The 26,354-nt window shown below is 40.3% G+C and carries 28 protein-coding genes; 10 read left to right on the top strand and 18 right to left on the bottom strand.

The annotated features are described in order from the left end of the window. Nucleotides 1-81: 81 nt before the first annotated feature. The 10 genes from HT730_RS05220 (at nucleotide 82) to HT730_RS05180 (ending at nucleotide 7,247) form a co-directional block, all read left to right on the top strand. A complete protein-coding gene (locus HT730_RS05220) occupies nucleotides 82-1,032 on the top strand; it encodes an Abi family protein (RefSeq protein ID WP_050242927.1) in 951 nt (316 codons plus the stop codon). 164 nt (nucleotides 1,033-1,196) lie between these two features. Next, nucleotides 1,197-1,496: an Arm DNA-binding domain-containing protein gene (locus tag HT730_RS10465; protein WP_226946477.1), complete on the top strand. Its 300-nt coding sequence runs from the start codon at nucleotides 1,197-1,199 to the stop codon at nucleotides 1,494-1,496. Further along, the gene (locus HT730_RS05215) at nucleotides 1,493-2,341 is read left to right on the top strand and encodes a site-specific integrase (protein WP_240151463.1); all 849 of its coding nucleotides are present in this window, start codon (nucleotides 1,493-1,495) and stop codon (nucleotides 2,339-2,341) included. The genes HT730_RS10465 and HT730_RS05215 overlap by 4 nt, the downstream gene beginning before the upstream one ends. Nucleotides 2,342-2,474: 133 nt before the next feature. Next, a complete protein-coding gene (locus HT730_RS05210; RefSeq protein ID WP_173307012.1) occupies nucleotides 2,475-3,044 on the top strand; it encodes a CYTH domain-containing protein in 570 nt (189 codons plus the stop codon). Nucleotides 3,045-3,156: 112 nt separating this feature from the next. After that, nucleotides 3,157-4,116 carry a ribose-phosphate diphosphokinase gene (locus HT730_RS05205; RefSeq protein ID WP_001283818.1) on the top strand — a complete coding sequence of 320 codons (960 nt, stop codon included), beginning with the start codon at nucleotides 3,157-3,159 and terminating at the stop codon, nucleotides 4,114-4,116. Nucleotides 4,117-4,125: 9 nt separating this feature from the next. Further along, on the top strand, nucleotides 4,126-5,241 hold the full coding sequence (locus tag HT730_RS05200) for a cysteine desulfurase family protein (RefSeq protein WP_173307011.1): 1,116 nt from the start codon (nucleotides 4,126-4,128) through the stop codon (nucleotides 5,239-5,241). Nucleotides 5,242-5,245: 4 nt separating this feature from the next. Further along, nucleotides 5,246-5,593 carry a DUF1831 domain-containing protein gene (locus HT730_RS05195; protein WP_173307010.1) on the top strand — a complete coding sequence of 116 codons (348 nt, stop codon included), beginning with the start codon at nucleotides 5,246-5,248 and terminating at the stop codon, nucleotides 5,591-5,593. Nucleotides 5,594-5,600: 7 nt separating this feature from the next. Then, complete coding sequence (locus HT730_RS05190) at nucleotides 5,601-5,816, top strand: DUF4649 family protein (protein ID WP_000462492.1); 216 nt, start codon at nucleotides 5,601-5,603, stop codon at nucleotides 5,814-5,816. Nucleotides 5,817-5,898: 82 nt separating this feature from the next. After that, nucleotides 5,899-6,540 carry a redox-sensing transcriptional repressor Rex gene (locus HT730_RS05185; protein WP_000653414.1) on the top strand — a complete coding sequence of 214 codons (642 nt, stop codon included), beginning with the start codon at nucleotides 5,899-5,901 and terminating at the stop codon, nucleotides 6,538-6,540. Between the two features lie 17 nt (nucleotides 6,541-6,557). Then, on the top strand, nucleotides 6,558-7,247 hold the full coding sequence (locus HT730_RS05180) for a gamma-glutamyl-gamma-aminobutyrate hydrolase family protein (protein ID WP_023935878.1): 690 nt from the start codon (nucleotides 6,558-6,560) through the stop codon (nucleotides 7,245-7,247). Here HT730_RS05180 and radC read toward each other — a convergent pair. The 18 genes from radC to trpX form a co-directional block, all read right to left on the bottom strand. Continuing rightward, complete coding sequence (radC, locus tag HT730_RS05175; RefSeq protein WP_173307009.1) at nucleotides 7,244-7,924, bottom strand: DNA repair protein RadC; 681 nt, start codon at nucleotides 7,922-7,924, stop codon at nucleotides 7,244-7,246. The two genes, HT730_RS05180 and radC, sit on opposite strands and share 4 nt — an antisense overlap. A 42-nt stretch (nucleotides 7,925-7,966) precedes the next feature. Next, complete coding sequence (gene pcrA / locus HT730_RS05170) at nucleotides 7,967-10,258, bottom strand: DNA helicase PcrA (RefSeq protein WP_173307008.1); 2,292 nt, start codon at nucleotides 10,256-10,258, stop codon at nucleotides 7,967-7,969. Nucleotides 10,259-10,775: 517 nt separating this feature from the next. After that, nucleotides 10,776-11,636, bottom strand: a complete 861-nt coding sequence (locus HT730_RS05165) for a methionyl aminopeptidase (protein ID WP_000631543.1) — start codon at nucleotides 11,634-11,636, stop codon at nucleotides 10,776-10,778. Between the two features lie 15 nt (nucleotides 11,637-11,651). Then, nucleotides 11,652-12,929: a CBS-HotDog domain-containing transcription factor SpxR gene (gene spxR, locus HT730_RS05160; RefSeq protein WP_173307007.1), complete on the bottom strand. Its 1,278-nt coding sequence runs from the start codon at nucleotides 12,927-12,929 to the stop codon at nucleotides 11,652-11,654. After that, on the bottom strand, nucleotides 12,922-13,473 hold the full coding sequence (locus HT730_RS05155) for a GNAT family N-acetyltransferase (RefSeq protein WP_173307006.1): 552 nt from the start codon (nucleotides 13,471-13,473) through the stop codon (nucleotides 12,922-12,924). Before HT730_RS05155 ends, spxR begins: the two co-directional genes overlap by 8 nt. Before the next feature lie 15 nt (nucleotides 13,474-13,488). Continuing rightward, nucleotides 13,489-14,748: a UDP-N-acetylglucosamine 1-carboxyvinyltransferase gene (locus HT730_RS05150; RefSeq protein ID WP_173254325.1), complete on the bottom strand. Its 1,260-nt coding sequence runs from the start codon at nucleotides 14,746-14,748 to the stop codon at nucleotides 13,489-13,491. A 1,018-nt stretch (nucleotides 14,749-15,766) separates the two neighbouring features. Further along, a complete protein-coding gene (locus tag HT730_RS05145) occupies nucleotides 15,767-15,925 on the bottom strand; it encodes a hypothetical protein (RefSeq protein WP_007284777.1) in 159 nt (52 codons plus the stop codon). 9 nt (nucleotides 15,926-15,934) lie between these two features. Continuing rightward, nucleotides 15,935-17,245, bottom strand: a complete 1,311-nt coding sequence (gene obgE / locus HT730_RS05140) for a GTPase ObgE (protein WP_173307005.1) — start codon at nucleotides 17,243-17,245, stop codon at nucleotides 15,935-15,937. 63 nt (nucleotides 17,246-17,308) lie between these two features. After that, nucleotides 17,309-17,443 (bottom strand): DUF4044 domain-containing protein, encoded by a 135-nt coding sequence (locus tag HT730_RS05135; protein ID WP_000863852.1) that lies wholly within the window; start codon nucleotides 17,441-17,443, stop codon nucleotides 17,309-17,311. 58 nt (nucleotides 17,444-17,501) lie between these two features. Continuing rightward, entirely contained in the window at nucleotides 17,502-17,678 is a 177-nt protein-coding gene (locus HT730_RS05130) for a PspC domain-containing protein (protein WP_173307061.1), read from the bottom strand. A gap of 28 nt (nucleotides 17,679-17,706) precedes the next feature. After that, nucleotides 17,707-19,032 (bottom strand): glycosyltransferase family 4 protein, encoded by a 1,326-nt coding sequence (locus HT730_RS05125; protein WP_173307004.1) that lies wholly within the window; start codon nucleotides 19,030-19,032, stop codon nucleotides 17,707-17,709. 15 nt (nucleotides 19,033-19,047) lie between these two features. Further along, on the bottom strand, nucleotides 19,048-20,091 hold the full coding sequence (gene cpoA, locus HT730_RS05120; protein ID WP_173307003.1) for an alpha-galactosylglucosyldiacylglycerol synthase: 1,044 nt from the start codon (nucleotides 20,089-20,091) through the stop codon (nucleotides 19,048-19,050). Nucleotides 20,092-20,206: 115 nt separating this feature from the next. After that, nucleotides 20,207-20,536: a metal-sulfur cluster assembly factor gene (locus HT730_RS05115; RefSeq protein ID WP_000331929.1), complete on the bottom strand. Its 330-nt coding sequence runs from the start codon at nucleotides 20,534-20,536 to the stop codon at nucleotides 20,207-20,209. Between the two features lie 14 nt (nucleotides 20,537-20,550). Further along, nucleotides 20,551-21,660 carry an RNA polymerase sigma factor RpoD gene (gene rpoD / locus HT730_RS05110; protein ID WP_000201907.1) on the bottom strand — a complete coding sequence of 370 codons (1,110 nt, stop codon included), beginning with the start codon at nucleotides 21,658-21,660 and terminating at the stop codon, nucleotides 20,551-20,553. 2 nt (nucleotides 21,661-21,662) lie between these two features. After that, the gene (gene dnaG, locus HT730_RS05105; protein WP_173307002.1) at nucleotides 21,663-23,423 is read right to left on the bottom strand and encodes a DNA primase; all 1,761 of its coding nucleotides are present in this window, start codon (nucleotides 23,421-23,423) and stop codon (nucleotides 21,663-21,665) included. Between the two features lie 89 nt (nucleotides 23,424-23,512). Next, on the bottom strand, nucleotides 23,513-24,271 hold the full coding sequence (locus HT730_RS05100; RefSeq protein WP_173307001.1) for an ABC transporter ATP-binding protein: 759 nt from the start codon (nucleotides 24,269-24,271) through the stop codon (nucleotides 23,513-23,515). Then, entirely contained in the window at nucleotides 24,268-25,134 is an 867-nt protein-coding gene (locus HT730_RS05095; RefSeq protein WP_050207529.1) for an ABC transporter permease, read from the bottom strand. The genes HT730_RS05100 and HT730_RS05095 overlap by 4 nt, the downstream gene beginning before the upstream one ends. A 68-nt stretch (nucleotides 25,135-25,202) precedes the next feature. After that, nucleotides 25,203-26,207 carry a tryptophan ABC transporter substrate-binding protein gene (gene trpX, locus HT730_RS05090; RefSeq protein ID WP_173307000.1) on the bottom strand — a complete coding sequence of 335 codons (1,005 nt, stop codon included), beginning with the start codon at nucleotides 26,205-26,207 and terminating at the stop codon, nucleotides 25,203-25,205. Between the last annotated feature and the right edge of the window lie 147 nt (nucleotides 26,208-26,354).

Raw genomic sequence — 26,354 nt, 5'->3', positions numbered from 1 at the left:
CTAAGTGAATGCTCCCCCCTGGGAGCCTAGAAGAGTCTTTGTATCTATACAGAGGCTCTTTTTGATTTACGGAGGAGAGATATGGAAACAAAACCTTTTAAAACATTTCGAGAGCAGATAGAACTCCTAAAATCTCGAGGGCTTACCATCCGAGATGAAAACAGGGCAATCAGCATTTTATCGACATACAGCTATTACGAAATCATAAACGGCTATAAAGAAATTGGTATTGAACAAGGAGAGAAATTTAAAGAGGGCGCAACATTTGAAAAACTCGTAGACTTTTTCCTCATGGACAAAAGCATACGAACAAATATCAATCTAGCATTACAAGAAATCGAGGCTCATCTTAGAACCGTTCTTTCCTACGTAGTCGCAGAACATTACACTGCAGACCAAAATAAATACCTTCAAAGAGAGAACTATGAACGAGGTGCTAAAAAATTCAAAGAGTCTGAACGTTCTAAGTTTCTACGTAAATGCTATAAAATCACCCAAGATAAGACTCAACCATATAAACATTATCGAGAAAAGCATGGCAACGTACCGCCTTGGATTCTTGTTAAAGGGATGACTTTTGGTCACCTAATCACTTTTTATAAACTACAAAAGTCGCATATAAAGACAGAAGTTATTCAGCGCATGACAGGACTAGACAAAGAAAATATAGATAATGATATTAAACAATTGTTTATCAATGTATTTTACTTCTTACTCTCCTATCGAAACAGATGTGCCCATCTTGGAAGAGTTTATAACTTCACAACAGAAAAGAACAAAATCAATTACAATAAATTCTTTCACAATCGATTGCACATCACAGAAGAAGATTACAAGAATGGGCAAGGACAAAACGGTTTGAGAACACTCATATTTTCCCTAACCTTATTCAAAACTTGGGGTCCGGTATCACCAGTTGGATTATTGAACTTCCAGATTATGGAAGCTATCAACTCCTATCTGTTGAAATATCCAGAAGATAGAGATTATATAAACCAACAAATAGGCGGTGAACTTATTCCTATCGTCTAAATAAAAAATCCCCACACTCTCCATCGCCAAACTTTGAGTGTGAGGATTCAACTTTCCATCAAGCAAGCAATGGAAAGGATGATAAAAAAATACACCTATAGTTTATCATAAGTTCTACACCTTTTCAACTATGCGGGCAAGCAATCGAAAAGAAAGGACTTTTTATGATAAAAAAATATATTACAAAAAAAGGAGAGACTAGATATCTCTTTCAAACATATCTGGGCATAGATCCAGCTACCGGAAAAGAAAAACGCACTACACGCCGTGGTTTTAAAACCATAAAAGAGGCAAAGGCTGCCGAACGTGACCTTCTCTTAGACGTTGAAGAGAATGGTTTTTCAAATAATGAAGATTTCCAGAACCCTACTTTCGCTGAAGTTGCTGAGTTATGGCTTGATAGCTATAAGAGTACTGTAAAACCAACAACCTATCAGAACGTTAAAAAAAACTTGATGTTATGATTGACTTGTATTTTACAGATATGAAAATCCAGCAGATCAGTGTAGCTTATTGTCAAAAGGTTGCTATCAAGTTAAGCAATCGCTATATCCTCTATGCCAATTACTACTCTGTCATTAGCCGTATTTTCAAGTATGCCACTTCTATTGACATCATTAAGTCAAATCCCTTGGACAAGATTATCAAGCCTAAAAACAAGCCTTTAAAGGCCAAAGAAAACTACTATACAAAGCAGGAGCTAACCAAGTTCCTTAAAGTTTACAAAGCAAATTGCAAACCAGTAGACTACACTTTTTTCCACTTACTCGCTTTTTCAGGATTGAGGACTGGAGAAGCTATCGGACTCATCTGGTCAGATGTTGATTTTGAAAATAAACGATTGGATATTTCTCGTACGGCTGTCGTTGTTAATAAAAAACAAACTGTTCAGGACCCTAAAACCAAAAGGAGTAAGAGGGTTATCACTTTAGATGATGAAACTCTGAATGTATTAAAACTCTGGAAACGTCAGCAAATAAAAGAATATTTTAAGTCTGGTGTGCCTTACAAACATGATTCGAATTATATCTTTACGAATAGTTTCGGAGGTTGGATTTCTCCTTCAGCTGTGAAAGAGAGACTTAGAAGGTTCTTTTGTGAACATAAGGATGTCAAAAAAATCACTCCTCACGGTTTCAGGCACACACACGCTTCTCTCCTCTTTGAAGCAGGTGTTACAGCCAAAATCATTTCGGACAGATTAGGTCACAACAATGTTCAAACCACTCTTGATATGTATACCCACATCAATGATAATCAACGTTTTGAAGTCGTCGATCAACTCATGAATTTCATCCGCTCCAGCTAAAAGTCATGCCGTATTCAATCTCGTATTCACTTTTAGTTGACCTACTGAAAACCCACTGATTTCAAGGGACTAGGAAGACGTGAGCAGTTTATACCATAAATCCGCTTTCAACGATAAAGAAAAGGTAAGAAAAATGAAACATTTAGAAATTGAATTGAAAACACTCTTGAAAAAAGATGAATACAATCGTCTAAAAGACCAGTTCACAGGTGTCACTCCTGTTCTTCAAAAAAATTACTACATCGACACACCTGATTTTGGACTGCGAGAAAAAAAAGTTGCTATGCGCATTCGAACCTTTGAAGACTGGGCAGAATTGACACTCAAAGTCCCACAAAGTGTCGGAAACATGGAATACAATCAAAAATTGCAACTAAAAGATGCTGAGAACTATCTGGCTAAGGAAGAACTTCCTCAGGGGCTTGTGCTCGATGAATTGGCGAAACATGGTATTAAAACTAGTGAATGGCAGATTCTTGGTTGTCTAACGACACTTCGCTATGAAATGCAAACAGCTATTGGTCTCATGGCATTGGATGAGAGTCAGTACTTTGATATGACAGATTACGAATTAGAGCTTGAAGTTGAAAATCACGAGCAAGGGAAACAAGATTTCCAGCAATTTTTAGAGGAAAATCAGATTTCTTATCAAAAAGCTCCTTCAAAATTGGTCCGATTTGTCAAAAGCATGAAAAATAGCTGAAATAATCTCCATTTTTTGGTAAAATAGAAAAGATAAAAATACACTAATCCTAGTTCATATATGTAAGGCAAATATCACTAGGATTTATAAAGTTTACAGAGGACGGTCTATAATGTCAGATAGAAAAAACATGAAACTTTTCGCACTCAACTCTAACCAAGAGATTGCACAGAAAATTGCCCAAGCTGTTGGTGTCCCACTTGGAAAACTATCGTCACGTCAATTTTCAGACGGAGAAATCCAAGTGAATATCGAAGAAAGTGTCCGTGGTTATGATGTTTACATCATCCAATCAACAAGTTTCCCTGTTAACAACCACCTAATGGAATTGTTAATCATGGTAGATGCTTGTGTTCGCGCAAGTGCCCACAGTATCAACGTTGTCCTTCCATATTTTGGCTATGCACGTCAAGACCGCATTGCTTCACCACGTGAGCCACTTACAGCAAAACTAGTTGCCAATATGCTGGTTAAGGCTGGGGTTGATCGTATCCTGACTCTTGATTTACATGCCGTTCAGGTTCAAGGTTTCTTTGATATTCCTGTCGATAATCTTTTCACAGTGCCCCTATTCGCAAAACATTACTGCGATAAAGGTCTACTTGGGTCAGATGTTGTCGTGGTTAGCCCTAAAAATTCAGGTGTGAAACGTGCTCGTAGCTTGGCTGAGTATCTTGATGCTCCTATCGCCATTATCGACTACCCTCAAGACGATGCAACTCGTAACGAAGGTTACATTATTGGTGATGTTGAAGGTAAGAAAGCTATCTTGATTGATGATATTCTGAATACAGGACGTACCTTCTCTGAAGCTGCTAAAATCGTTGAACGTGAAGGAGCTACAGAAATTTATGCTGTTTCTAGCCACGGTCTCTTCGTCGAAGGAGCTGCTGAACTTCTTGACAATACTAATATTAAGGAAATTCTTGTGACTGATTCAGTAGCAACAAAAGAAAAAACTCCTAAAAACGTATGCTACATCACTGCTAGTGAGTTAATTGGTGATGCCATCGTCCGTATCCACGAAAGAAAACCAGTCAGCCCACTCTTTGCCTACAACAAAAAGAAATAAGGTGATTCTTTGATTTATTTGGACAATGCTGCAACGACTCCTATGTCAGCAGTTGCTATTTCAGCTATGACCAAGGTGATGCAAGAAACCCATGGAAATCCTTCTAGTATTCATGGACATGGTCGTCAAGCTGACAAACTCTTGCGAGAAGCCCGTCAGGAACTAGCTCAGTTACTGGGGACAAAACCTCAACATATCTTTTTCACTTCTGGTGGGACTGAAGGCAACAATACTGCCATCATTGGCTACTGCCTTCGTCATCAAGAACAAGGAAAACATATCATCACAACTGCCATTGAGCACCATGCTGTCCTTGAAACAATTGATTACTTGGTTCAACACTTTGGGTTTGAAGCAACCATTATCCAGCCAGAAAATCAAGAAATCACAGCCCAGCAAATTCAAAAGGCTTTACGTGATGATACGATTTTGGTTTCTACCATGTTTGCTAATAATGAGACAGGAAACCTACTACCCATTGCTGAAATTGGCCAAATACTCAAGCAACACCCAGCTGCCTATCATGTCGATGCAGTTCAGGCTATTGGTAAAATCCCTATACACCCAGAAGAATTGGGCATTGATTTTCTCACTGCTTCTGCCCACAAGTTCCATGGTCCTAAGGGAATCGGCTTTCTCTACGCGTCTAGCATGGATTTTGATTCCTATCTACATGGCGGAGACCAAGAACAGAAAAAACGTGCAGGAACTGAAAATTTAGCTGCCATCATAGGCATGGTTGCAGCCCTAAAAGAAGACCTAGAAAAACAAGAAGAACATTTTCAACATGTACAAAATCTAGAAACTGCCTTTCTGGCAGAGCTAGAAGGAATTCAGTATTACGTGAATAGAGGAGAACATCATCTCCCTTATGTTCTCAATATTGGATTTCCTGGTCAGAAAAATGACCTCTTACTCCTTCGGCTAGATTTAGCTGGAATTTCAATCTCTACTGGCTCAGCCTGTACGGCAGGCATTGTCCAATCCAGCCATGTTCTTGAAGCCATGTACGGGGCAAATTCAGAACGTCTGAAGGAATCCGTTCGTATCAGTTTGTCGCCACAAAATACTGTTGAAGATCTACAAACCCTCGCAAAAACCTTAAAAGAAATTATCGGAGGTTAGCCATATGGCATTTGAAAAAACCATTCAATTAAAAAATTGTCGTTACGACTATACTCTTAGCCCTTCTGTAAAAAAATTCACCCTCAAAGACAACACATTTTTTGAGACAAAAGTTGGTAACTATGAACTGACTCACCTACTTGAAAAGGTACCAAACAGCGGTGAGGGCTTCCAACTCAAAATCATTATCAATAAAGAACTAACAGGAGCTAAAATCAATATCACTGACAAGTTTGGTCTTCGTCTGGTTGATATTTTCAAATCAGAAGACCACCACATTCATCAGGAAAAATTCTACTTCCTCATGGATAGCTTAGTAGAACGTGGTGTCTTTACAAAATCTGAAAGATAGGTCCCATATGTTTGAACTGACCTATAAAGACAGCTATCATGTAGAGCGGACTCTCAAGTATGAAGATTATGAGGCACTCATGCTGGCTTTGTCAGGATGTGTGACCCTGCCAGATACACTTTATGTAACTTCTCTGACTTTTAATGGCCAGAAAGTTTATCAGGGTCTGGTCGGAGACCTCTACCGTTTTCTATCACATGCAGATTTTTTACATCAAAACTAAGATTTTTCTTAGTTTTTTCTTGTTTTTGTTGATTTTTTCACAATGTTTCTATAAAATAGAAGAATAGAAAGGTTGTGATTTTGTGAAAGATAAACAGTCTGCTATTCCAAAGGCTACAGCGAAAAGACTCTCTCTCTACTATCGAATTTTTAAGAGATTTCATGCAGAAAAGATTGAACGTGCCAACTCTAAACAAATTGCAGAGGCTATCGGTATTGATTCAGCGACCGTACGTCGTGATTTTTCCTATTTTGGTGAACTAGGTCGTCGTGGTTTTGGCTATGATGTCAAAAAACTAATGACATTTTTTGCCGATTTGCTTAATGATAACTCCATCACCAATGTCATGCTGGTTGGTATTGGAAATATGGGCCATGCCCTTCTCCACTACCGCTTTCATGAGCGTAACAAGATGAAGATTATCATGGCCTTTGACCTGGATGACCATCCTGAAGTCGGTAGCCAAACTCCTGATGGGATTCCCATTTACGGAATTTCTCAAATCAAGGATAAAATCAAGGATGCTGATGTCAAAACTGCTATCCTGACCGTTCCCAGCGTCAAGTCACAAGAGGTTGCCAATCTCTTGGTGGATGCTGGCGTGAAAGGAATTCTCAGTTTTTCACCAGTCCATCTGCATTTACCAAAGGACGTGGTCGTTCAGTATGTCGATTTGACAAGTGAACTCCAAACCCTCCTCTATTTCATGAGAAAAGAGGATTAGAAAGCGAAAATCATTTTATGAAAAAACCAGTTATAGGGATTACAGGAAACGAAAAAACTCATCCAGATGATGACATCATGATGAGCTACGCAGCAAAAGGCTTTGTTGAAGGCGTTAAAGACGCTGGAGGGATTCCCATCATCCTACCGATTGGTGATCAAGAAATGGCCTGCCACTATATCAGTATGATTGACAAGCTCATCTTGACAGGTGGGCAAAATGTTGATCCAAAATTCTATGGTGAACCAAAAACTATTGATAGCGATGACTACCACCTTCAAAGAGATATATTCGAACTAGCCCTCATCAAGGAAGCTATCAAACAGCAAAAGCCGATTTTCTCTGTCTGTCGTGGGACTCAGCTTTTTAACGTTGCCATGGGTGGAACTTTGTACCAAGATATAGAAGACCACTGGCAGGATTGTTCTGCCGAATACACAACTCAACGCTTGGTGACAGAACCAAATACTGTTCTTCGAGAAATCTATGGAGAAATCTCCCATATCAACTCCTTCCACCACCAGAGCATCAAGGATTTAGCACCAAATTTAAAGATTGCGGCTCATGATCCTAAAGATGGTATTATAGAAGCTGTTATGAGTACGGATGATGTCGCCTTTCTCGGTGTCCAATGGCATCCAGAGTTTCTTTTTGAAAATCGTCCCAAAGATAAAAACCTCTTTGACTATGTCGTTAATGAACTTTAGATTAAATCTGTTTTTTCACGGTAACTAAAGTAACTAGAATATGAGACAATCAAATGGTCCAAGAGGACAATTCCCATCAGGTCGCAGGCTTCTTTGACAAGTTTAGTAACATGATCATCATTTCGGCTAGGCGCTACCGCTCCTGAAGGATGATTGTGAACCAAGATGAGTGAAGTCGCCATATGCTTGATAGCATAGTGAAGAATCTCTCGTGGTTCAGCAATACTACGAGTTGCAGAACCGATAAAAATGGTCTGTTGATGGATGATTTGATTTTGAGTATTGAGATAGAGCGCCACCAAGTGCTCTTGTTTTTTATGTCCCAACTCCTGCTGCATCTTCTTGGCCAGCTTTTGACTGCTAAGAATACTTTCCATTTCAAGGGTCTCATGTTTGTGAATACGATGACCCAGCTCAATCATAGCTTGTAATTCTATGGCTTTAACACGACCAATACCAGACAGACTCTGCAACTCCTGCAGGGTCATTTTTTTCAAATCAGTTAGGCTTGAAAGATTGCTCAAGACTTTCTGGGCAATTTCAAAAACGCTAGCTTGACGTGTTCCTGTCCTGAGTAAAATAGCTAGCAACTCTTGATTACTGAGCGCTTCTACTCCTTCCTTGGCCAGTCTTTCTCTTGGTAATAGTGAATCTTCTTGGAATGAAATACTGTACATAAAAATCCTCCTCACTTTATTATTCGTGAGAAGGATAAAAAATTAGATTTTTTTCTCAATTGGAGCTACACTAGCTAAAAGTTTTTTCAGGCCAACTTCTGGGAAATTAATCTTTAATTCCTGCGTAGCACCGCTACCTGAAACTTCCAGAACAGTTCCCTCTCCCCATTTCTTGTGGAGGGCAATATCACCAATGGACCAATTTGTCTCACTAGACGCTGATTTTGCGCCAGCTGCAAATTGACCAAATGGGAGACCGCCTGATTGGATAGTTCTTGGGGCAGCACTACGTTTACGGTCTTGAAGTGCTTGCGCAAGACTCATACCTTGACCGAAGGCAAGACCACCACTGCTATATGATGCCTTAAAGCTTGTATTTGCTGGACGAGCCAAACCTTGATACTCAAGTAAGTCTGAACTGATTTCGTTAATAAAACGAGTCGGACGGTTGTAGTTGGTACGACCGAAAAGCAGGCGCGAGTTGGCATTGGTCAGATAGAGAATTTTCTCTGCACGCGTAATTCCCACATAGGCCAGACGGCGTTCTTCTTCTAATTCATCTTGATCTTCAGCCGCACGACTAAGCGGAAAGACATTTTCTTCCATCCCAATCAAGAAGACAACTGGAAACTCTAGACCTTTGGCAGCATGCAGAGTCATCAGGGTCACTTCTGATGTCTCCTGACTGCCTGAATCTGTGTCGGCAATCAAGGCCAGGTCATTTAAGAAACGACTTAGTTTGTCCAAACCAGTTTCTTCTTCTGGCATATCAGAAGTGTCGTCAAAGTTTTTCGTTACAGAGAGGAACTCTTCGATATTTTCAACCCGAGCTTTGCTTTCTAGAGTCGCTTGGGCATTAAGAATATCAACGTAACCTGTTTTTTCTAGAACAGCCTCAACCAACTCAGTAATGCTTAACTGGTCCAGTTGCTCCCGCAAATCCAGAATCATATTGGCAAAATCCCAGATAGACTGGGCTGCTTTTCCTTTGATGCCAGACAACATGATGTTTGCTGAAGCATCTAACATAGACATATTTTGTATATTTGCAAAATCACGAATTTTCTCAACAGTGCCTGGCCCAATTCCACGTTTCGGTTCGTTGATAATACGCTCAAAACTGATATTGTCACTCAAATTAGCAATGAGGTTGAGATAAGCGATAATATCGCGAATTTCCTTACGGCTGTAGAACTTTGTTCCTCCAACCATGGTATAAGGGATGTTTGACTTGAGCAGGGCTTCCTCAATAGTACGAGACTGCGCATTTGTACGATAGAGAACTGCAAAATCCTTATGAAGGAAGTTTTGACTGCGACCTAGTTCATCAATAGTTCTGGCTACAAATACAGCCTCATCCTGCTCATCGTTGGCACGATAGTAAACGATTTGCTCCCCTTCAGCATTCTGAGTCCAGAGATTCTTAGGGCGGCGGTTTTTATTGTTTTTAATGACCTCGTTGGCCGCTTGGAGAATAGTTTTGGTGGAGCGGTAATTCTCCTCCAACAAAACAACCTTGGCTTGGGGATAATCCTTTTCGAAGTCCAAGATATTCTGCATATCAGCACCACGCCAACCGTAAATAGACTGGTCCGCATCCCCAACCACACAGATATTTTTAAAGCGTGAAGCCAAGAGTTTGACCAGTTGGTACTGGGCATGGTTGGTATCTTGGTACTCATCAACGTGGATGTATTGAAACTTCTGCTGATAGTAAGTCAAAACATCAGGATTTTGATCAAAGAGACGCAGGGTCAGCATAATCAAATCATCAAAGTCAACCGACTCTGACTGACGAAGCTCTTTTTGGTAAGCAGTGTAACACTGGGCCACGATTTGCGTATACATATCGCCAGCTTGGGCAGCATAGGCAACATCATCAACCAAATCATTCTTAGCATTGGAAATGGTTCCTAAGATGCTTCGTTCATTCCATTTTTTAGGATCCAGGTTCAACTGTTTGAGAATGCGTTTCATGAGCGTTCGCTGCTCCCCAGGATCTACAATAGTGAAATTGCGGTTGTAGCCAATATGGTCCGCATCACGACGCAAAATACGAACACACATGGAGTGGAAGGTCGCAATCAGACAGTCCTGAGTAGCTGAATTAAGGTTATAAGCACGCTCTTTCATCTCACGCGCAGCCTTATTAGTAAAGGTAATGGCCAAGATATTCCAAGGATTGACCAGCTTTTCATCAATCAAATAAGCGATACGGTGGGTCAAAACTCGAGTCTTTCCAGAACCAGCCCCCGCCATGATCAACAAGGGACCTTCTGTCGTTTGCACCGCCTCAGCCTGACGGTCATTCATTCCATTTAATAATGCGTTCATCTTCTCTTCCTTACTCTTGAAGTCAATATTTCTATTATATCAGAATTCAGGGAAAATAGAAACTTTACGGGGAGTAGCAAAATATAGTGGATTGAAACTAGAATACTACACTGTGGGTTTCTAAAACACTCGACTTTTTCACTCAATTTTTTCATGATCTAGCTCAATACCTCAATATAAAAAAGGTAAATTTAAGATTGGCAATACGAACGTTAAAAAGAATTCCATTTATCTTTTTAAAACCAAAACAACGATATCGTAAAACCTCTACACGAACAATAGATTGCGACACTAAAATATTCTCCCCTAGTTTTGCTTTACTAATAGTATATAGGAGGAGAGCCCTGAATCCTAGATCCTCTGTTATGATGTGGTTACAAACAGAGTTGAAAAAAATCTTAAAATCAGAAAAACGCATTATACCAGGCATTAAAAGCTTGATACAATGCATTTTATTATAAAAAGATCTACTGGATTTTTTATCAAAATAAACTTCCAGTAGTCTTTTCACTTTTTATTAATAAGTTCCTTCTTCACCTTGGCTAGTCAAGATAACAGGTCCATCTTTCGTAATGACAAATTGGTGTTCATACTGACAAGATAGGCCACCGTCAATAGTCTTATGCGCCCAACCAGTCTTCATATCTGTATCAATTTCCCAATCGCCTGTGTTGATCATTGGTTCAATGGTTAATACCATTCCTTCACGGAGACGAAGCCCACGACCTGCAATACCATAGTTGGGAACCATTGGTTCTTCGTGCATGGTTGGGCCAACACCATGACCAACCAAATCACGCACTACACCGTAACCACGACTTTCAGCGTATTCTTGAATGGCTGCACCAATATCACCGATACGATTTCCAACAACAGCTTGCTCAATCCCCTTATACATGGCTTCTTTAGTTACATCCATCAAGTTTTTCACTTCTTCGGACGGTGTACCAACAGCATAAGCCCAACATGAGTCTGCAAGACCACCAGAATAGCTCTGAGTGTATTTCTTCATTTGCTCAACATTGTTGAAATTTAATTTTGAGACATTCAGGTCAGATTTAGCAATAGGACCTCCCAAAACCATGTCAACCTTGAGCAAATCACCATCTTTCAAGATATAGTGACGAGGGAAAGCGTGAGCCACTTCATCATTAAGAGAGCAGCAGGTAGCATAAGGATAGTCCATCATGGCACCGTCAACCCCAATCTGAAGTGGAAGGAAATTTTCTTCCTTACAACGACGGCGAACGTATTCTTCAACTTCCCACATATCTACGCCAGGCTTAATCAAATCACGTAAGCCGATATGAATACTTGCGAGGAAATCACCGGCTTTATCCATAGCTTCAATTTCACGAGCTGATTTTAATGTTATCATTATTTCTCCTAGTTTCTAATTAATTTTAACGGTCACATTTGCTTTTGAAACAATCTGATGACCGTGATAAATATCGTAGTCAATAATAGCTGATCGTCTCGTATGATGGATAATACGTGCTTGAATGCGCAGTATATCATCTATCTGAACAGCCTGCAAAAAGTAGATTAGCATTTGCTCGATAATGAGATTGCGACCACTATTCACAACTAAATCTTGGGTCATGTGAGTCAGTATCTCCGCCAATACACCGTTAGCTAAAACACCGTTTTTCTCAAGCATAAAGGGTTCCACTGTAATGACGACTTCATCATGGTGATAAGAAAGTTTTTGACCAATCTGCTCAGAAAAAGTTGGTAGAGCCGAAACTTGGGAACGACTCATCTTTTCCATGACATCTCGTCGTGTCACAACTCCAAGCAAGGTTTGATTATTCCGAACAACCGGTACCATTTCAAAGTCTTCAGCAATCATCCGTTGACTCACATTGGCAATATTTGTCGATAATCCAACTAAAAATAGACTACGAGACATGACCTTATCAATTGTGGTACCTGGTGACTTATCTCCCGCATCTCTCATAGTAACAACCCCAACAACAACCTGATATTGATTGATAACAGGGAAACGACTGCTACGATTCTTACGAACTAAGTCCAAATAATCTTTAACGGTGTCGGTCTCTCTCAGAAAACCATACTCATGACTCGGACGATAAAGTTTCTCAACTGTCAGAATATCAGTCTTGATTTGGACATTTGATAAGGCCTTATTGATCATGGTCGCGACAGTGAAAGTATCATGCTTACTTCTCAGAACAGGAATCCCTTTTTGATTGGCCAGTTTAAGCACATCATCATGGACATGAAACCCACCTGTAACCAAAACAGCATTTTCATTTTCAAGTGCTAACAGTTGGATACGGGTTCGGTCTCCGACAATCAAGAGCCCCCCATCGTGAAGGTAAGACAAGATATTTTGTTCGGTCATGGCACCAATTGAAAACTTACTAAATTCTCTCTCTAAACCTTCTTGCCCAGCCAGAACCTCAGAAGAAGTCACTTCTGCAATTTCTGCAAAAGTTAATCTTTCGATAGCAACTTTCTGGGATTTAACACGAATTGTTCCACTTCTAGGACGGGTCTCCACAATTCCACGATTTTCAGCTTCTTTAATAGCCCGATAGGCTGTTCCATCACTAACTCCTAGATGGTTGGAAATGCTACGAACACTGACCCTTTTACCTACTGGTAATTCTTCCAAATAGCTTAGAATTTCCTGATGTTTACTCATTGAATTCTCCTTTTACATACCGAAATTCAAGATAATCCCGCATTTTTCTTGTGTAGCGATCACTTCCCTTAAACTGACGTAACAAACGAAATCCAGCCCTAAGAGCAACCTTTTGACTTGCTTCATTTTCAAGGTGGGTAATGATGGATAATTGTTTTAAGCCAAATTCCTCAAAAGAAAGTTGACAAATTTTTCTAACAACCTCTGTCATAAATCCTTGCGACCAAGCATCTTTTCTCAAAAAATAGCCAAGCTCAGCTTCTTTTTTGATTTCATCTAACTTTTCAAACTTAACAGAACCAATCATTTTTTCAGTTTTCTTGTCACAAATAGCCCATACTCCCAAAGGGGACTTCATAAAGTAATTGGCCAACGCATATTGACTCTCTTCCAGACTTGCCTGAGTCGGGAAAATAAATTGAAGATTTTCTGGATTCGAAGCTATCTCATGGAAGTCCTGACTATCACTAAAAAAGAAAGGACGCAAATACAAGCGATCCGTTTCAAAAAAAGAAAACATTGCTAATTTGGTCCAAATATTCATAAACACCTCTACGGCTTAATCCTCAACAAGTGTAATATCCGCTCCTAGATTACGTAATTTTTCGATAATATCAGAATAACCACGTAAGATAAACTCGATATTGGTAATTTCAGTTTGTCCCTCGGCCATCAAACCAGCAATAACCAAAGCTGCACCAGCTCTTAAGTCGGTCGCTTTAACACTGGCCCCGCGCAAATTACGTCCACCCGTGTACAAAATATGACCATTTGTTGTCGAAATATCCGCATCCATCTTTGCTAGTTCAAAAACATGATTTACACGTTTTTCGTAAATCGTATCGACAATTGTACCACGACCATTAGCTGTTAGTAAAAGAGGGGTAAGCGGTTGTTGCAAATCAGTTGCAAAGCCTGGGTAAGGAGCTGTCTTAATATTGATTGCTTTCAAATTAGACTGCTCTTCGACAAAAATGCTGTCTTCAGATACAGTCATTCTCACTCCCATTTCTTCCAGCTTAGCAATAAATCCTTCTAGGTGTTCGTAAAGAACATTATTTATACGAATTCCCTTGCCGACTGCAGCAGCTAAAGAAATATATGTTCCAGCTTCGATACGATCTGGAATCACCTGATGACGTGTCCCATGTAATCTTTCGACACCATCAATAATGATGATATTGGTTCCTGCCCCACGGATATGGGCACCCATATTATTCAAGAGGGTAGCTACATCAATAATCTCAGGCTCACGGGCTGCATTTTCAATAATAGTACGACCATTCGCTTTAACCGCAGCAATCATCGTATTAATCGTTGCACCGACACTAACCGTATCCATGTAAATACTTGCACCATGAAGTCCTGTATCTTTAGCAGATAACTTCATGTTATCTCCCTCGTAGCTAACAGTGGCACCCATAGCTTCAAACGCCTTAAGGTGTAAGTCAATCGGACGAGGACCAAGATCACATCCTCCCGGTAAACCAACTGTCGCTTCACCAAAACGGCCTAAGAGGCTCCCATAAAAATAGTAAGATGCACGAAGACTATTAATTTTCCCATAAGGCATTGGAATATTTTGAACACCTCTTGGATCAATCTCCAATACATCGTCATAACGCTTAATAGTAGCTCCCATCAATTCCATAATTTCGACAAGACTTGCTACATCCGAAATATCTGGAACGCAATCCAAAGTCACCACATCATCAGCCAAGATAATAGCCGGAATTAAGGCCACAACACTATTTTTAGCACCACTAATAGTGATTTCACCTTGCAGTGGTAATCCACCATTGATAACAATTTTTCTCATTCTAAGTTTTTAATACTCTTTCAAGATTTCTAATAAGGTCTTTAAAATAAATTATATCATAAATGCAACCTTTTTTCCATTCTTTTCAATTTTATTGGATAAATCAAAGTTGACGAGTTAGTAACTGAATTACTAATATTCAATGAAAATCAAAGANNGTCAGTCACATATATACGGCAAGGCGATGTTGACGTGGTTTGAAGAGATTTTCGAAGAGTATAATCTTTCTCGAATCGCTATTACCCCTTTTTTGTCCCCTGAAATCGAGTAGGAGCTAAGACTAACCCCCTTATCTAAGTATCGGAATACGGCTGTTCAACTAAACTTTAGAAAGAACTTCTCCCCCTTCTCTCAGTTCACAGAAGCGTTTTATACATAGCGTCCTATATTTCATGAACAAGACGTTTTCAGGCTAGCATCCTATCAGACAATCTATTTTAAAGATAACCGTGACTCAGGATCACCTCTATCTGTCGTTTTCTCTTTATAGTGATAGACCTCACGGGATAAGTCATACATCTTTCCTCGTGTATACAAGATATGAGGACATTAAAAGGTTACAGTGAAAATAGAAAATCTTAGTCCGAATTCAATTACTCTCGTGCTTTATGTATATAGGTTACGACTACCTTTTTGGACTTTAGAGTTTTGAGCTCCCTTATCCACTATATACGCCTTACTATCACGTTCCTGTTCGTAGAGCCACGATTTCGCTATCCCTTCCCCTGACGATTCTTATTTCCAGCGTCAGACTTAAAACGATCTATCCCCAGACCGTTTTAATCCGCTACCTCACGATAGTCAGGCTTGGGAATCGCTATTTGACTCGCCGAGAATTTTGACATCAGATATACTATAACAAAGTGAAATAAGAATCAAACAATTTAATTTTGAAATTCAAATCAATTGATAACAATATTTTAGAAGATATGCTGTGCTATTCCAGATTCAGTTTGCTATACATCCCGTCGTACCACAAAATCCCGTATCTGATGAGGCACGGGATTTTTTAGCTTCTTTACTGAGATGGATTGTCTTTTTTAGTTCGTGCCAATCTCAGAGCACGATTTGGATTGAGACGATTAAACAGTTCTTCCAATTTCTTTTCATTCCAAACGTCTGCGGCGGAAACAAAATTGCCGTCCGCATCTCGGAAAGATATCGGTTTATCTCCCATACCAGTCTCCTAGTCTACAAATTCAAACTCAAATTTACCAATGCGAACCAAGTCCCCATCCTTAGCACCACGCGCACGAAGGGCTTCATCAACCCCCATACCACGAAGTTGGCGGGCAAATTTCATGACTGATTCGTCACGATCAAAGTTGGTCATATTAAAGAGTTTCATGAGTTTTTCACCAGAAAGTACCCATGTCGCATCGTCATCACGGCTAATTTCAAAGGCTTTCTCTTCCTCGTCAAATCCATAGTAAGCTTCTTCTTCCATATCTGACTCGTCGTAGAGCAAGAATTCTGGTGTCTTGTCTAACAATTCAGCTGTCGCATCCAAGAGCGTTGCCAAACCTTGCTTGGTCAATCCAGAAATCGGGAAGATAGCTGGTAACTCTTCAAATTCATCGTAGTTTTCAGCCAATTTCTTCTTGAATTCTTCAAGACTTTCCTGACTCTCAGGCATGTCCATTTTGTTGGCTACGATAATCTGTGGACGCTCCATGAGACGAAGGTTATAAGACTCTAACTCCTTATTGATAGCTAAGTAGTCCTCATAAGGATCACGGCCTTCACTAGCTGACATATCAATAATATGAAGGATGACACGTGTACGCTCAATGTGACGGAGGAACTGGGTTCCCAAACCAACACCTTGACTAGCCCCTTCAATCAAACCTGGCAAGTCGGCTACTGCAAAGGATTCACCTGATTGGGTACGAACCATTCCTAGATTTGGCACAATTGTCGTAAAGTGGTAGGCTCCAATTTTAGGTTTAGCAGATGTGATAACACTTAAAAGTGTTGATTTCCCTACAGATGGGAAACCAACCAAACCGACATCCGCAAGGATTTTTAGTTCTAATTGTAACTCACGTTCCTGACCTGGTTCTCCATTTTCAGAGATTTCCGGTGCAGGATTTTTTGGTGTCGCAAAGCGGATATTTCCACGACCACCACGACCACCGTGGGCTACAATAAATTCTTGCCCGTGTTCAATCAAATCTGTCAAGACCTTGCCTGTCTCAGCATCACGCACAGTCGTACCTTGTGGCACTCGAACTCTAAGGTCCTCAGCTCCACGACCATGCATCCCTTTGGTCATTCCTTTTTCACCAGAATCAGCCTTGAAATGGCGATTATAGCGGAAATCCATCAAGGTACGTAGTCCTTCGTCTACAACGAAGACGACATTCCCTCCACGACCACCGTCACCACCCCAAGGACCGCCATTAGGGACATATTTTTCACGGCGAAAGGCAACCATGCCATCACCACCATTACCAGCCTTGACCTTAATCTTGGCTGTATCTAAAAACATACTCATTTTTTCTTCTCACTTTAAAAAAGGGCTGGGAAATCCCAGTCACTAAATTTTCTTGAATCTATTTTATAGATTACTGAGGGCACCAATTGCAGTTGCAAAAATCCCCAAAATACTTGCTACTAACATGATAAGTACGATAAGCAAGGTTAATTTCTCAAACATAGTTTTTTTACGTTTTCCATTATCTCCAAATGCCATTTTTCTCTCCTTCGTTATATTCTATTTTCTATTATCTTAGCATGAATTGAGCTAGTTTTCAATAGTCGCTTGCTACTGGTGCAATAATCCATAAAATGATATAGGCTATAATTCCTGCTCCGTAACCAAAAGCAAGAACACCCCATATTACACGAACAATAGTAGGATCTATATCAAAATAATAAGCCACACCGGCACAAACACCAGCAATCTTTTTATCACGACCGCTTCTCATTAATTGTTTTTTCATACTGTTCCTCTTTCTATTCTTCATGGTCTTTCCAATAATCTCTGATGCTGATTAACTGTGTTTTTGAAGCCTTCAGCATGCGTCTAGAGCCTTTTACCGGTACAGCGACCACCTTTTGCGGTAAATACAAAACTGTCTTAAAGATACGCTGGCTGACCGTATCATCTTTAGCCAAATCTTTCTGGAAGTTATTTGAAATGATGGCATCCAGATAAAACTCATGCACCCGTTTCCCAAAGTTCTCAGCCGAAATCTCGTACAATTTCTCTGATAAGGTATGCTCATTCATGTCTGGTGTTGCAATCAGGGCTTCCAAAATAGCACCAGCCAAATCATGTTCTCCATAGTACAAGGTTCCAAACATCTTGTCATTGATGAGATTGTCCAGATAAGGATTTCCATGAGCAATGACAGGCGTCCCACTAGCTAAGCTTTCCAAGTAGGTCAAGCCTTGGGTTTCACTTGTCGATGCCGAGATGAAGAAATCTGCCGCCTTATAATAAAGAGCCGTCTCACTAGGAGCAATCATGCCTGTAAAGATGACGGAGTCTTGAATCTCTAGTTTCTGAGCTTGATCTTTGAGGTCATCCAGATAAGGACCATCCCCAGCTACCACCAGTTTAACCTTGTCTTCCTCTTTCAGAACATCTGCAAAAGCTGCTAAAACTGCTTGAATATTTTTTTCATAGGAAATTCTGGAGAGACTAAGCAACATCTGTTCATCATCTTGAATCCCTAATTTACTACGCAGTTCTTTTAGATTTTCTTGCTTGATTTCTGGACGTTCAAACTTGGCTAATTCAATCCCAGTTGGAATGACACGTTTTTCAACCTTAACCTTATAGTCAGATAGCAAGTCTCGGACAATCTCACTCGGGCAAATCACCCCATCCACATCATGCAAAAAACCTCTAACCAGATACTTGACCATACTAGGACGAATCAACATCCCCTTCGCAATATAATGCACGTAGTCTTCGTATTGGGTGTGATAGGTATGGATGACTGGAATCTTCAATTCACGCGCAATCCAAATTCCCAACAAGCCAAGAGAAAATTCTGTCTGAGTATGGATAATATCCAGTTGATATTGTTTAGCAATTTCAAGCGCCTTGCTGAATCCTCGATAGGCAAAGCGACGATCCTTAAAAGCAAAGAAGGGAACACTTGGAATGCGGATAATTTGCCAATCTTCATAACGATTGACATCCTTATCTGTCGTCGTAAAGATAAAAACAGCATGTCCCTGCTTTTCAAGTTCTGTTTTCAAGGTTCGAATACTGGTCGCAACACCTGAAACCTGAGGAAAATAGGTATCTGTAAATAAACCAATTCGCATAGATTACCTCACTTTTTACTTTCTCCCTAAAGCGGCTTGTTTCTCATAAAAGTCCAACCAGATTTGTAACAGATGCTCTTCTGAATACTCTCTAGAAATATTCTTAGCTTTTTCTTTGAGATCTTTTAAAGCAACAGGATTTACTTGATATTCCAAAATAGCTTCTTTCATCTCTTCTCTATCTGCTGTCGCCCGATAATTTCCCTCTAAAATTACCTTATAGAGATCCAAATCACGCAACATAATAGGAGCTTCACAACTAGCAGCCTCTAAAATAGTCATAGGGAAGAGCTCATTGTAACTAGGCAACAAGAAAAGGTCCGCTAGGGCATACAATTCGCGCATCCGCTCTGGCGATACAATACCTGGAAAAATCAAATTTTTAGGGGGATTTTCCATCATTTTCTTGTAGCGTTCATAACCATCTGTTATGCCCCCAAAAGAGAAACCACCCGCCCAGATAAAGGTAATCTGAGGTAATTCCTCAGCCAGACGGATAAAGTCATCAATCCCTTTACGTTTCTGAACTTGCCCAGCACCTACTACGATAAACTGATTGTCACTAAGACCTAGCTCTGTTCGCAATCTGACTACCTCTTCTTGTGGAAGTGGATGCCATTTTTCCTTGTTGACAAAGTTAGGGATATAGGTCACTTTCTCACGTGGAATACCAGCTGTCACCAAATCCTCAATAAACATCGGGTTGACCACAACCAAGTGCTCCATCCGGTTGTAAAAAGAAAATACATAGCGTTTCACAATTCCCTTTAAGAAAAATGGAATCTTCAAACTCCCCTCAAGCGTAGCTGGCAAGAAATGTACATAGCCAATTTTCCTCCCTGAGCGCTTCTTTTGGAATGTTGATAAATAATAGGGGAAATCAATTGTATGAAAGTGAGTCACATCGGCCTCGATTGGAAGATTTTCTGTAACAATCAATTGGTCCTTGGCATCACGATGAAGAAGACGAACTAATTCACGGTAGGCACCTGAAACTCCTTGTCCTGCTACTTTCTCACTTGAACTCAACATATTGATGCGTAATTTCTTTTTTTCCATAACTACTATTATATCATTTTCTTTGAATAAAATCAGCAAAAGAAAGGAGAGACTAGAGGAAAAGAGGGGGAAATTTCCTCGCTCTTCCAATAATCTCTCACATGCTTTTATATGTTTACTTAATGCCTAGGGCAATGCGTGCATAGCGACTCATTTTTTCAACAGTCCAGGCTGGATACCAAACTAATTTGACCTCAGTATCCGTTACTTCTGGAACCTCTGTCATGGCATCATAAATCTGGTCTGTCAAAAGGTCTGCCAAGGGACAACCCATAGTTGTCAAAGTCATATCAATCTCTGTTTGTCCTGTGTCTCCGTCAAAACGAATCTCATAGATCAAACCAAGATTGACAATATCGATTCCCAACTCAGGGTCGATGACTTCTTCTAAGGCTGTTAAAATCCGTGTTTTGATGTTTTCAATTTGCTCTTCTGTATAAGCCATATTCATCCTCACTCTTAATCTTCAATAAAATCACGAAGCGGTTTGCTACGACTTGGTTGGCGTAGTTTTCTCAAAGCTTTAGCTTCAATCTGACGGATACGCTCGCGAGTCACGTTAAAGACTTTACCCACATCTTCAAGGGTACGCATTTTACCATCATCTAGCCCAAAACGCAGACGCAAAACATTTTCTTCACGGTCTGTAAGAGTATCCAAGACCTCATCCAACTGCTCACGTAAGACGATACGAGTTGTATAGTCCACTGGATTTTCAATCACTTCATCTTCGATAAAGTCCCCAAGGTGGCTATCATCCTCTTCACCGATAGGAGTTTCAAGGGATACCGGTTCTTGGGCAATCTTCAAGATTTCACGAACCTTGTCAGGGGTCATATCCATACGTTCAGCGATTTGTTCTGGTGTTGGGTCTTGTCCCAATTCTTGAAGAAGATTACGCTGTTCACGAACCAATTTATTGATGGTTTCAACCATGTGGACTGGGATACGGATGGTACGAGCTTGATCCGCAATGGCACGAGTGATAGCTTGACGAATCCACCAAGTTGCGTAAGTTGAAAACTTGAATCCTTTAGAATAGTCAAACTTGTCAACCGCCTTCATCAAGCCCATGTTCCCTTCTTGAATCAAGTCAAGGAACTGCATACCACGACCGACATAACGCTTAGCAATAGAAACAACCAAACGAAGGTTGGCTTCCGCAAGACGTTGTTTGGCTTCAATATCACCAGCTTCAACAGCTAGTGCCAATTCTTTTTCCTCTTCATTGGTCAAGAGAGGAACGACCCCGATTTCTTTCAAGTACATACGAACAGGGTCATTGACCTTAGCCGAAGTTGAACCAATCAAGTCCTCATCGCTGAGTTCTGGCTCTTCTTCAGTGCTAAGAACACGCGCACTTGGATTTCCTTCGTTATCTGTGATAGAAATTCCTGCATCTTGAATCCGTTGCAAGAGATCTTCAATCCCATCAGCGTCCAAGGTAAAAGGAACGACAAGACTAGCATTGATTTCATCATCTGTTGCTGTCCCTTTTTGCTTATGATTACGGATAAATTCTGCTACTTGTACGTCAAATGTTGTTACTTCTTTTTGTTTTGTTGCCATTATTACTCCATTCTTCTCTTTTGGGAAATTAAACGTTCCAATTCTTCTAGGGCTGTGTCGGTATCTCCTACATGGCTAGCTTCCTGCACCTTCTTTTTGATTCTCATATTGTCCTGATTCAAGAGAGCCTTGTTTCGAGTCATTTCTACTTCACTAAGTTCCTGCGGTGACATCTCAGCAGGCAAATCCTGAGCTAAAACTTGATACCAAGCTCTTTCAACTTCCTCTGTCTGTTCTGCTAAAACTTCTGGAGGAAGATTGCCATACTGACCAAGCAAGTCATATAAGACCTGAAATTCAGGTGTATCAAATGCAAAGTCTTCTCGCAAGCGGTAATCGTTCAAAACAAGAGGGGATTCCATCATCCGATAAAGTAGATGAGCTTCTGCCCTCATAATAGCCGATAACTGCTTGGTAACAGGCATAGTGATTTGCGTCGGTCTGGAAATTCCTTCCATACGATTCTGCCTTTGTGCCTGACGACTTTCATTAACAATCTGCTCAATCTGGGCATAATCAAAAGACGACAGACTGTCAGCTAAAATATGAATATAACTGTTTTGAGCAGTGATAGACTTTTCTTGAACAATTAAGGGAGCTATTTTTTCAATAAACTCAATCTGAGCCTGCAGATTTTCACTATTTTCAGGCTTGTACTGGTGAATGTAGAACTCAATCGGACTAATACGAGTTTTCGTTAATAGATAGGCCAAGTCTTCTGGACCATTTTTTTGTAGATATTCATCTGGATCCAAGTTATCAGGCATGCTGACAATTTGCACAGGTATCTCACCAATTTCGTCCAGCGCTTTCAAAGTCGCGACTTGCCCAGCCTTATCGCCATCGTAAACAAGAACCAACTTCTTAGTTAGCCTTTTCAGATGCTCAACATGCTCACGACTCAAGGCTGTTCCCATAGACGCTACAGCATTTTCGATTCCAGCCCGATAGGCTGCGATGACATCCATGAACCCTTCCATCAGGTAAATCTCACTGGCTTTACCAGAAGATTTTTTTGCCCTATCCATATGATATAATTCGTAACTTTTGTTAAAAATTGCAGTCGATCGGCTATTTTTATACTTAGAAGTTTGTGAATCCGTTTTCTGCCAGATACGACCTGAGAAGGCAATGACCTTTCCTTGGTCATTGGTCAGGGGAAACATAATGCGATTATGAAAGGTGTCTACAAATTGATTGGCATCCGAGAGATAAAACAGTCCTGAATCTAGGAAATCCTCTTCACGATACTGACCAGACAAACGTTGATAGAGATAGTTGCGTTCTGGAGGTGCTAAACCAATCCGAAAATGTTTGAGCACTTCATCTGTCAAACCACGCTGATAAAGGTAGTTTCTGGCCTCTTCCCCCATAGTCGTTGTCATGAGAATAGCATGATAAAATTTAGCCGCATCTTCGTGCATATCATAAAGAGCTTGGTGAGGAGAAACTGGCTTTTGTTCACTATAAAGCGGTTTTTCCACCTCTATCCCAACACGCTGACCTAAGATTTGGACAGCCTCCATAAAGGGAACCCCTTGGTACTCCTCGATGAATTTAAAGACATCACCCGAGCGGCCACAACCAAAACAGTGGTAAAACTGCTTGTCCTCTACAACGTTGAAAGAAGGTGTTTTTTCACCATGAAAAGGACAGAGCCCTAGATAGTTCCGTCCTGCCTTTTGTAAAGAAATCACATCTCCTATGACTTCCACAATGTTGGCATTGTTTTTGATTTCTTCAATGACTTGTTTGTCAACCATACACAATACCTCCATGTTATCATAGTTTACTTTATATAGTATACTTTATTTCAGAAAAAAAGTAAACCATTTCACTCATTTTCCTTACTTTATTCAAAGAGCTGATAATAATCAGAGATTTTCATTTTTGCTTTTTCTTCTTGGTTCAAATCTTGGATAATTCGTCCTTCTTTCATGACAATTAAGCGATTGCCATATTTGAGAGCATCTTCCATATGGTGGGTAATCATAAGCGCTGTCAACTGATCTTTCTTGACAAATTCATCTGTCAATTCCATCAAAGCCACACTGGTCTTTGGATCAAGGGCTGCAGTATGCTCGTCTAACAAGAGTAATTCAGGACGCTTCAAGGTTGCCATCAAGAGACTCAAGGCTTGTCTTTGACCACCTGATAAAAACTCAATCGGTGTATTCAAATGTTTCTCAAGACCGTTTCCCACTTTTTCAATGGTGGCCTGAAACTCATCCTTATAGCTAGCCAAACGTCTTGGAAAGAGTCCTCGCTTTTCACCACGAAACTTAGCAATCAAAAGATTTTCAGCCACCGTCATACGAGGAGCTGTCCCCATCTTTGGATCTTGGAAAACACGAGACAGATACTTAGCACGCTTCTCTGGTGAAAACTTGGTAACATCTTCACCCAAAATACGGATGGTTCCACTGGTTAAGGACAAGGTTCCTGCAATAGTGTTAAAAAGAGTTGATTTTCCAGCACCATTTCCACCTAAAATCGTGATGAAATCCTGTTCAAAAATTTCTAAGGAAACATCATTTAAAATAATCTTTTCTTCATCAAAGCCATTTTTAACGATTTTGGTTGCATTTTTTAATTCTACAATTGCTGTCATTTGCTTAACTTGGCTCCTTTCAAGATGGTTTGCTTAAATGTTGGAATCATGAGGCAGACTGCTAAAATCACGGCGCTGTACAAACGAAGGTAACTTGTATTAAAGCCAAGTGCGATAACTGCCCACACTAAGAATTGATAAGCAATAGAACCGACAACGATGGTAACCAGACGTTCTGCCAAGCTCAAACTCTTAAAGATAACTTCTCCAATAATCAAACTTGCAAGCCCCACAACGATGACACCAATTCCTCGAGATACATCAGCATAACCTTCTTGCTGGGCAATGAGGGCACCTGCAAGGGCAATCACACCATTTGATAAGACCAAGCCCATCAGCTCCATGCGCCCAGTATGAATCCCGAAACTTCTAGCCATATCAGGATTGTCACCTGTAGCAATATAGGCTTGTCCGAGTTTGGTGTCCAAGAAAAAGAGCATGAGAGCAATGACAAGACTCACAAAGATAAGACCTGTCAAAAGTTGATTCAAGTCTGAATCAAAAGGCAAGGCATCCTGAATTTGCTTGGTTCCAAGCAAGCCTAAATTTGCACGTCCCATAATCAAGAGCATGATAGAGTGACAGGAAGTCATCACCAAAATCCCTGAGAGCAAGGTTGGAATCTTCCCTTTTGTATAAAGAAGTCCTGCTACCATTCCAGCTAAACAACCTGCTCCTACAGCAAGCAGTGTCGCTAAAAAAGGGTTCACGCCTTTGGTTATCAGAGTGACAGCAACAGCTCCCCCAAGAGGGAAGGAACCTTCTGTCGTCATATCTGGAAAGTTCAAAATCCTAAATGTCATAAAGATTCCCAGACCTAGAATAGCCCAGACAAATCCTTGAGAAATAATGGAAACAATCATATTTTATTTAATCCTTTCTATATTCATCTTTTTAAAAAATGGGAAGAGTCTCCTCCTCCCTACCTTATTTATTCGATGACTTGTCCTGCTTCTTTTAGAACAGATTCAGGAATCGTAATACCTAGCTCTTGTGCCAATTTTTTGTTAATTACTGACTTGCCAGTTGAAAATACATTGACTGGAGTATCCGCTGGTTTTGCACCTTTCAAGACTTGCGCAATCATTTTTCCAGTTGCCACACCAAGGTCATGTTGGTCAACTACAACGGATGCCAAACCACCTACTTCTACCATAGCTGTCGCACTTGGATAAATTGGTTTCTTAGAACTTTGATTGCTAGAGACAACCGTTGGAAATCCTGATGCAATGGTGTTATCAATTGGAACCCAAATAGCATCTACCTTGCTAGTCATAACAGTGACAGTTGAGGCAATTTCATTTGTTGAAGGAACTGCAAATGTTTCTACTGTCAAACCTGCTTTTTCAGCATAAGCCTTAAATTCTTCGACCTGTGTTTTTGAATTGTCTTCGCTACTTGAATAAAGAGCTCCGATTGTTTTCACATTTGGTGTTAGAGTCTTGATGAGTTCAACTTGTTGTTGAGCTGGATTGTGGTCAGATACCCCTGTAATGTTGCCACCTGGTTTTTTCAAATCTTTGACCAAGTTAGCACCAATTGGGTCTGTAATAGCGGCCATGATAACCGGTAAGTCTTTTGTTGCACTAGCTAAACCTTGGGCTGCTGGTGTTGCAATACCAACCACAAGGTCATTCCCATTTGCAACCAATTGTTTACTCATTGTCGCAACCTTACTTTGGTCACCTTCTGAGTTCATAAAATCGATTTTAACTTGATCATCTTTATACCCTTCCTCTGCAAGTCCATCTTGAATCCCTTTATAAATCAAATCAAGGGATGGATGGCTCACAAATTGAAGCACACCAATCTTGGTTATTTTCTTCTCATCCTTATTATTCTGAGCTTCTGATTTATTCATTGAAGAGTAAATCAAGCTTCCTGCTACTAAGACTGCTAATGCAACGACAATTCCAATTAAACGTTTATTTTTCATTCTGTTTCTCCTTTTTATTCCTTTAAAACACTTCACTTATCTAATACTCTTCGAAAATCTCTTCAAACCACGTTAGCGTCGCCTTACCGTAGCTATGGTTACTGACCTCGTCAGTTCTATCCACAACCTCAAAGCAGTGCTTTGAGC

This window comes from Streptococcus sp. k-628, assembly GCF_013277475.1.
Taxonomy (GTDB): domain Bacteria; phylum Bacillota; class Bacilli; order Lactobacillales; family Streptococcaceae; genus Streptococcus.
This window is presented reverse-complemented; position numbering and strand designations above follow the sequence as displayed.